The organism is Streptomyces sp. NPDC002156 (genome assembly GCF_053593675.1).
Window position 1 is genome coordinate 21,613 of the sequence record NZ_JBSFDA010000135.1, and the last position, 6,346, is coordinate 27,958.

Below are 6,346 nucleotides of genomic sequence, written 5' to 3' on the forward strand. Positions count from 1 at the left end.
GAATATGTCACGGTGCCCGCCGGTTGAGTGCCCATAGCGCCTAACTGGCGCAATTACGCCCGGGAGAGCGGGAGTCAGCCGCGGCCTCCGTTGCCGTTTCCGTTGCTCGTTCCCTGGATGAAGCCTTCCGGGAGGGAGAAGGAGGGCGTCGGGAAGGTGCCGCCGTCCGTGCCACCGTCCGTGCCGCCGCCACCGCCGTCCGTGGCGCCGCCGTTATTGCCGCCACTGTCTCCGTTGTCCCCGTCGTCGTTTCCGTCGCCGTTCTCGTCGCCTGTGTCCTTCGGGGGGTCCGGGATGTTCACGAGATTGAAGTCGGGGGCGTCCTTGCCCTCCAGGGCCCCGTTCATCATGTCGCGCCAGATCGGGCCGGGCACCTCACCACCGAACACCTTTTCGTGCCAGACGCCGCCGATGGTGATGTTCGTCATCTTGCGCTTGTGCGCGGGGTCGCCGACCCAGACGGCGCCGGCCATGTTCGGCGTGTAGCCCACGAACCAGGCCGCGTAACGGAAGTCCGTCGTACCGGTCTTGCCGGCGCTGGGGCGGCTGCCCAGGCCTGCCTGGGTCCCCGTACCGTCCTCGACCACGCCCTTGAGGAGCGTGTTGATGGTGTCGGCGGTGGTCTCGGACATCGCCCGCGAGCAGGTCGACTTCGGGACCTCGAGCGACTTCGTCTCCTCGCCGACCCGCTGGGTGATCGATTCGATGGCCACCGGCGTGCAGTACATACCGCGCGAGGCGAAGGTCGCGTAGGCGTTCGCCATCGTCAGCGGCGACATCTCCTGGGTGCCGAGGGCGATCGACGGGGCTTGCTGCAACTTGCCGCCGTCGGCGCGCTCGACGCCCATCTTCGCGGCCATCTCCGTCACCGGGCAGATGCCGATGTCCGAGATCAACTCCACGTAGTAGGTGTTGACCGACTTCGCGGTCGCTTCCTTCATGCCGTACGGCCCGACCTCGGACTCGTTCTCATTGGTGAGCTTGGAGTTCTCCTGGTTCACCCAGTTCTTGCCGTCGCACGCCGAGATCGGGCTCGGGTAGTCCATCTCGTACGGCGAGGGGTACTGCTGCGTCGCCGGCATGCCGCCCTCGATCGCGGCGGCGGCCACGATCGGCTTGAACGTCGAACCGGGCTGGTAGCCCGCTCCGCCACCCATGGCCTGGTCGACGGACAGGTTGATCGTCGTCTCGTTCTGCTTGTTCTCGATGCCGTACGGCCGTGACTGGCCCATCGCCAGGATCTTGCCGCTGCCGGGTTCGACGATGGTGGCGGCGGTGGCCACGTCGTCGCCCTGCTTGACGTGGTCCTTGATGGATGCCTGGGCCGACTTCTGCGCCTGCGGGTCCAACGTCGTCCGGATGGTCAGGCCGCCCCGGTTCCAGATCTTGGCCCGGTCCTCCTGGGTCTTGCCGAAGACCGGGTCGTTCAGGAAGACCTCGCGGACGTAGTCGCAGAAGAAGCCCGCGCCCTTGGCCGCCACGATGCAGCCATTTTTGGGCTTGCTGACCTTGAGGCCGAGCGGCTTCGTCTTTGCCTCGGCGGCCTCCTGCGGGGTGATGTCACCGACCTCCGCCATGCGCTGGAGCACGGTGTTGCGGCGCTTGGTGGCCTCCGCCGGGTCGTTCACCGGGTCGTACCGGCTCGGCGACTGGACGATGCCGGCCAGGAGGGCCGCCTGGGGGAGGGTGAGGTCCTTGGCGGACCTGGAGAAGTAGCGCTGGGAGCCGGCCTCGACGCCGTACGCCTGCTGGCCGAAGAACGTGATGTTCAAGTAGTTCTCGAGGATCTTCTTCTTGCCCAGCTCCTCCTCGACCTGGATCGCGAACTTCAGCTCCTTGACCTTGCGGCCGATGGTCTGCTGCTGGGCCTGCGCGACCTTCGTCGGGTCGTCGCCCGCCTCCTCGACGAACACGTTCTTCACGTACTGCTGCGTGAGCGTGGAGGCGCCTTCCGAGACGCCGCCGCTCTGCGCGTTCTTGTTGAGGGCGCGCAGGACGCCCTTGAGGTCGATCGCGCCGTGCTCGTAGAACCGGGAGTCCTCGATCGCGACGATCGCCTTCTGCATGTACGGCGAGATGTCCTTCAGCTCCACGACCGTGCGGTCACGCGAGTACACCGTGGCGAGCTGGCCGCCCTTGGCGTCCAGGATCGTGGTGCGCTGGCTCAGCGGCGGGCGCTTGAGGTTGGCCGGGATCTCGTCGAACCCCTCGACCGAACCCTTGGCCGCGAGGCCCAGTGCGCCGGCGGCGGGCAGCGCGATGCCCGCCATGACGGCTCCCGCGAGCACGCTGACACCGAGGAACTTGGCAACCTGCTGCGCTGCCGACAGGCCCCCACCCGATCGCTTGTTTGGCATGAGGGCAGCCTACGTTCTCATTCGCCGGACACGCGTACAGGCCTTGGCCTAAGCTGCTCACAACTGTCACAGCAGTGAGGTCACGTATCAATACGTCCGTGAGACCCGAATCGTTTCGGATGTAGTCCAACTTTTTTTGGTGAGTACGTGCCCGAATCCGCCTTGTGTGTCACCAGGTGTCCGTTGTGGCCCAGCTGAACTGTCCCGCTTTGCCGGGATGGTCACGCATGTCGGTCGCTCACTCCCCCGGGTGATCTGCCGCTTACCCATAGTCCGTTCGGGCCATTCAAGATTGGGCCCGAAGGGGGTGTTGCGCTGTGCCCACCTTCCGTAACGTCCTCAACTGGCGGCGGTGAATATGCCGCTGCCGCCGTGGGGGAGCCTCGATTCGGGAGAGGACGGCGCCGGTATGGGCTGGGTAACCGACTGGAGTGCGCAGGCGGCCTGCCGCACTACCGATCCGGATGAACTGTTCGTTCAAGGAGCAGCGCAGAACAGGGCCAAGGCGGTGTGCACCGGATGTCCGGTACGCACGGAATGCCTGGCTGACGCGCTCGACAACCGCGTCGAGTTCGGCGTGTGGGGAGGAATGACGGAGCGGGAGCGCCGCGCACTGCTGCGCAGGCGTCCCACCGTCACCTCATGGCGTCGGCTGCTCGAAACAGCGCGAACGGAGTACGAGCGGGGGGTGGGAATCCTGCCCCTCGACGAGGAAGAGGTGTACGAGAGTTACTTGGCGGTGGGCTGAGCCGTCCCGCTCACTCACTCGCCTCCGGCAGCTTCGGCTCCGGCAGCTCCGGCCGGTCGGTCGCGAGCCGGTTGCCGATGTCCCGCAGTCCCGCGAGGTCATGGACGTCGCCGGGCAGTGCGGCGACCTCGGTCACAGCCACCTCCGGGTGGAGCGCGGTGAAGCGGTCACGTGTGCGCTGCTCGCGGGAGAGCAGTTGCATACGGTCGGCGTGCAGCCGGAGCAGGCCTGCGGTGAGTTGTTCGACGGTGGGGTCGTTCGCTTCGGCCGTCGGGGCACTGTCGGTGGCGATGGGGGAGCCTTCGACGTGTTCTTCGACGTCTGCCTCAGGAACTGCGGGACCGGGTGTCTCGGGAACTGCGGGAGCTGGTGTCTCGGAAACCTGGGGTTCTGAACTGCCGTACGTGTCGGGAGAGTTACGAAGACCAGCTTTCCCGTCCTCCTGATCCACAATGCGGGGCTCTTCAAGATTTTCCGCGGCGGCGAGTGCGCGCTCGGCCGACAGCTGGGCGGCGCCGCTGCCGTGGACCCGGTTGAGCACCAGTCCGGCGAGCGGCATGTCCTCCGCGGCCAGCCGCTCCACGAAGTACGCGGCCTCGCGCAGCGCGTCCCGCTCCGGGGCCGCCACCACCAGGAACGCCGTGCCGGGCGCCTGCAGCAGCTGGTACGTGGCATCGGCGCGGGTACGGAAACCACCGAAGGTGGTGTCCATCGCGGCCACGAACGTCTGGACGTCCTTCAGGAGTTGGCCGCCCAGCAGCTTGCCCAGGGTGCCGGTCATCATCGACATCCCGACGTTCAGGAACTTCATCCCCGCGCGCCCGCCCAGCTTCGCCGGCGCCGTCAGCAGCCGGATCAGCCGCCCGTCGAGGAACGACCCGAGCCGCTTGGGAGCATCGAGGAAATCCAGCGCGGACCGCGACGGCGGAGTGTCGACGACGATGAGATCCCACTCGTCGCGCGAGCGCAGTTGCCCCAGCTTCTCCATCGCCATGTACTCCTGCGTGCCCGCGAAGCCCGCCGAAAGCGACTGGTAGAAGGGGTTGTTGAGGATCGCGGCAGCCCGCTCACGGTCGGCGTGCGCCTCGACGATCTCGTCGAACGTCCGCTTCATGTCGAGCATCATGGCGTGCAGTTCGCCGCCGCCCTCGACGCCCTTGACCCGCCGCGGCACGTTGTCGAGCGAGTCGATGCCCATGGACTGGGCGAGCCTGCGGGCCGGGTCGATGGTGAGCACGACCACCTTCCGCCCCCGCTCGGCGGCCCGCAGCCCGAGCGCCGCCGCGGTGGTCGTCTTGCCGACCCCACCGGCCCCGCAGCACACCACGATCCGGGTCCCCGGATCGTCGATCAGCGGATCGACTTCGAGGGCGCGCGCAGGGGACAGCCGATGACGGGTGCCACCGTCCTGCGGGTACGAGGACGTGGGCTCCGGACTCATGACATCCCCTGCTTCCGCAGCTCGTTGGCCAGTTCGTACAGACCCGCCAGGTCCATGCCCTCGGTGAACAGCGGCAGTTCGTGCGTCGGCAGCCGCAACTCGGCCAGCACGGACCGCTGTTCGTGCTCCAGCGCATACCGCTCGGCGTACTCCTCGGCCTGCGTCAGCAGCGGGTCCACCAGCTTCTCGGCGTTCCCGCCGCGCCGCGCCCCGCCGAGCCCGGCGGCCGACAGGGACTTCGCGAGCGCGGTACGAGGAGCCGCCCGTACGAGTTCCAGCTCGTCCTCGTCCAAAACCTCGGGCCGCACCATGTTGACGATGATCCGCCCCACCGGCAGCTTCGCCGCCCGCAGCTCGGCGATACCGTCCGCGGTCTCCTGGACGGGCATCTCCTCCAGCAGCGTCACCAGGTGCACCGCGGTCTCCGGCGACTTGAGTACGCGCATCACGGCCTGCGCCTGATTGTGTATCGGGCCGATCTTCGCGAGCCCGGCCACCTCGTCGTTGACGTTGAGGAAACGGGTGACCCGGCCCGTCGGCGGGGCGTCCATGACGACGTAGTCGTAGGCGAACCGCCCGCTCTTGTCCTTCCTCCGCACCGCCTCGCACGCTTTCCCGGTCAGGAGTACGTCCCTGATGCCCGGGGCGACGGTGGTGGCGAAGTCGATCGCGCCGAGCTTCTTCAGGGCGCGGCCCGCGCTGCCGAGTTTGTAGAACATCTGGAGGTAGTCCAGCAGCGCCTGCTCGGGGTCGATGGCAAGGGCGAACACCTCCCCGCCACCGGGAGCGACGGCGATCTTCCGCTCCTCATAGGGCAGCACTTCGGTCTCGAAGAGCTGCGCGATGCCCTGCCTGCCCTCGACCTCGACGAGAAGCGCGCGCTTCCCCTCGGTGGCGAGGGCGAGCGCGAGCGCTGCGGCGACCGTGGTCTTTCCGGTCCCGCCCTTACCGCTGACGACCTGGAACCTGCTCACGTATTCGAGGTTAACCAGTCCGGCTCCGAGCTACGCCGGAGGCTGTGGACAACGTGCGTGCGAGGCGGCTGGTGACAGCGGCTAAAGTCGGCCGCATGACCAAGTGGGAATACGCGACCGTGCCTCTGCTCGTCCACGCCACGAAGCAGATTCTGGACACCTGGGGCGAGGACGGCTGGGAGCTCGTCCAGGTCGTGCCCGGGCCGAACAACCCCGAGCAGCTCGTGGCCTACCTGAAGCGGCCGAAGCCGTGAGCGCGGTGGAGTCCCGGCTCGCCGAACTGGGCCTGACGCTACCGGCGGTGGTGCCGCCGCTCGCCGCGTACCAGCCGGCCGTCCGGTCCGGGGTGTACGTGTACACGTCGGGCCAGCTGCCGATGGTGGACGGAAAGCTTCCGGTCACGGGGAAGGTGGGCGCGGAGGTCACGCCGGAGGAGGCGAAGGGCCTGGCCCGCACGTGTGCGCTGAACGCGCTCGCGGCGGTCAAATCGGTCGCCGGCGACCTCGACCGCGTCGCGCGTGTCGTGAAGGTCGTCGGCTTCGTGGCCTCGGCACCGGATTTCACGGGCCAGCCCGGGGTCATCAACGGCGCGAGCGAACTCCTCGGCGAGGTACTGGGCGACAAGGGCGTCCACGCCCGCAGCGCGGTGGGGGTGGCGGTCCTGCCCCTGGACGCCCCGGTGGAGGTCGAGATCCAGGTGGAACTGACGGAGGCGTAGGGAGCTTTTCTTCGCCCCCGCCGCCCCTACCCGTCCCATCCTCGGGGGCTCCGCCCCCGAACCCCCTTGTCCTCAAACGCCGGACGGGCTGAGTTGGTCAGCCCGTCC

At 68.0% G+C, this 6,346-nt stretch carries 6 protein-coding genes; 3 read left to right on the forward strand and 3 right to left on the reverse strand.

The window, feature by feature from the left end; all coding sequences use genetic code 11:
* Positions 1-74: 74 nt before the first annotated feature.
* Positions 75-2,357: a transglycosylase domain-containing protein gene (locus ACWCRB_RS37035; protein WP_451000251.1), complete on the reverse strand. Its 2,283-nt coding sequence runs from the start codon at positions 2,355-2,357 to the stop codon at positions 75-77.
* A gap of 409 nt (positions 2,358-2,766) precedes the next feature.
* Between ACWCRB_RS37035 and wblA the strand changes: the two genes are divergently transcribed.
* The gene (gene wblA, locus ACWCRB_RS37040) at positions 2,767-3,105 is read left to right on the forward strand and encodes a transcriptional regulator WblA (RefSeq protein WP_198655578.1); all 339 of its coding nucleotides are present in this window, start codon (positions 2,767-2,769) and stop codon (positions 3,103-3,105) included.
* A 10-nt stretch (positions 3,106-3,115) separates the two neighbouring features.
* Here wblA and ACWCRB_RS37045 read toward each other — a convergent pair whose 3' ends face one another.
* The gene (locus ACWCRB_RS37045; RefSeq protein WP_451000252.1) at positions 3,116-4,546 is read right to left on the reverse strand and encodes an ArsA family ATPase; all 1,431 of its coding nucleotides are present in this window, start codon (positions 4,544-4,546) and stop codon (positions 3,116-3,118) included.
* On the reverse strand, positions 4,543-5,520 hold the full coding sequence (locus ACWCRB_RS37050; RefSeq protein WP_451000253.1) for an ArsA-related P-loop ATPase: 978 nt from the start codon (positions 5,518-5,520) through the stop codon (positions 4,543-4,545). Before ACWCRB_RS37050 ends, ACWCRB_RS37045 begins: the two co-directional genes overlap by 4 nt.
* Before the next feature lie 95 nt (positions 5,521-5,615).
* Here ACWCRB_RS37050 and ACWCRB_RS37055 point away from each other — a divergent pair, with 95 nt between their 5' ends.
* On the forward strand, positions 5,616-5,774 hold the full coding sequence (locus ACWCRB_RS37055) for a DUF4177 domain-containing protein (protein ID WP_086785308.1): 159 nt from the start codon (positions 5,616-5,618) through the stop codon (positions 5,772-5,774).
* Positions 5,771-6,238, forward strand: a complete 468-nt coding sequence (locus tag ACWCRB_RS37060; RefSeq protein WP_451000254.1) for a RidA family protein — start codon at positions 5,771-5,773, stop codon at positions 6,236-6,238. Before ACWCRB_RS37055 ends, ACWCRB_RS37060 begins: the two co-directional genes overlap by 4 nt.
* The last annotated feature ends 108 nt before the right edge of the window (positions 6,239-6,346 follow it).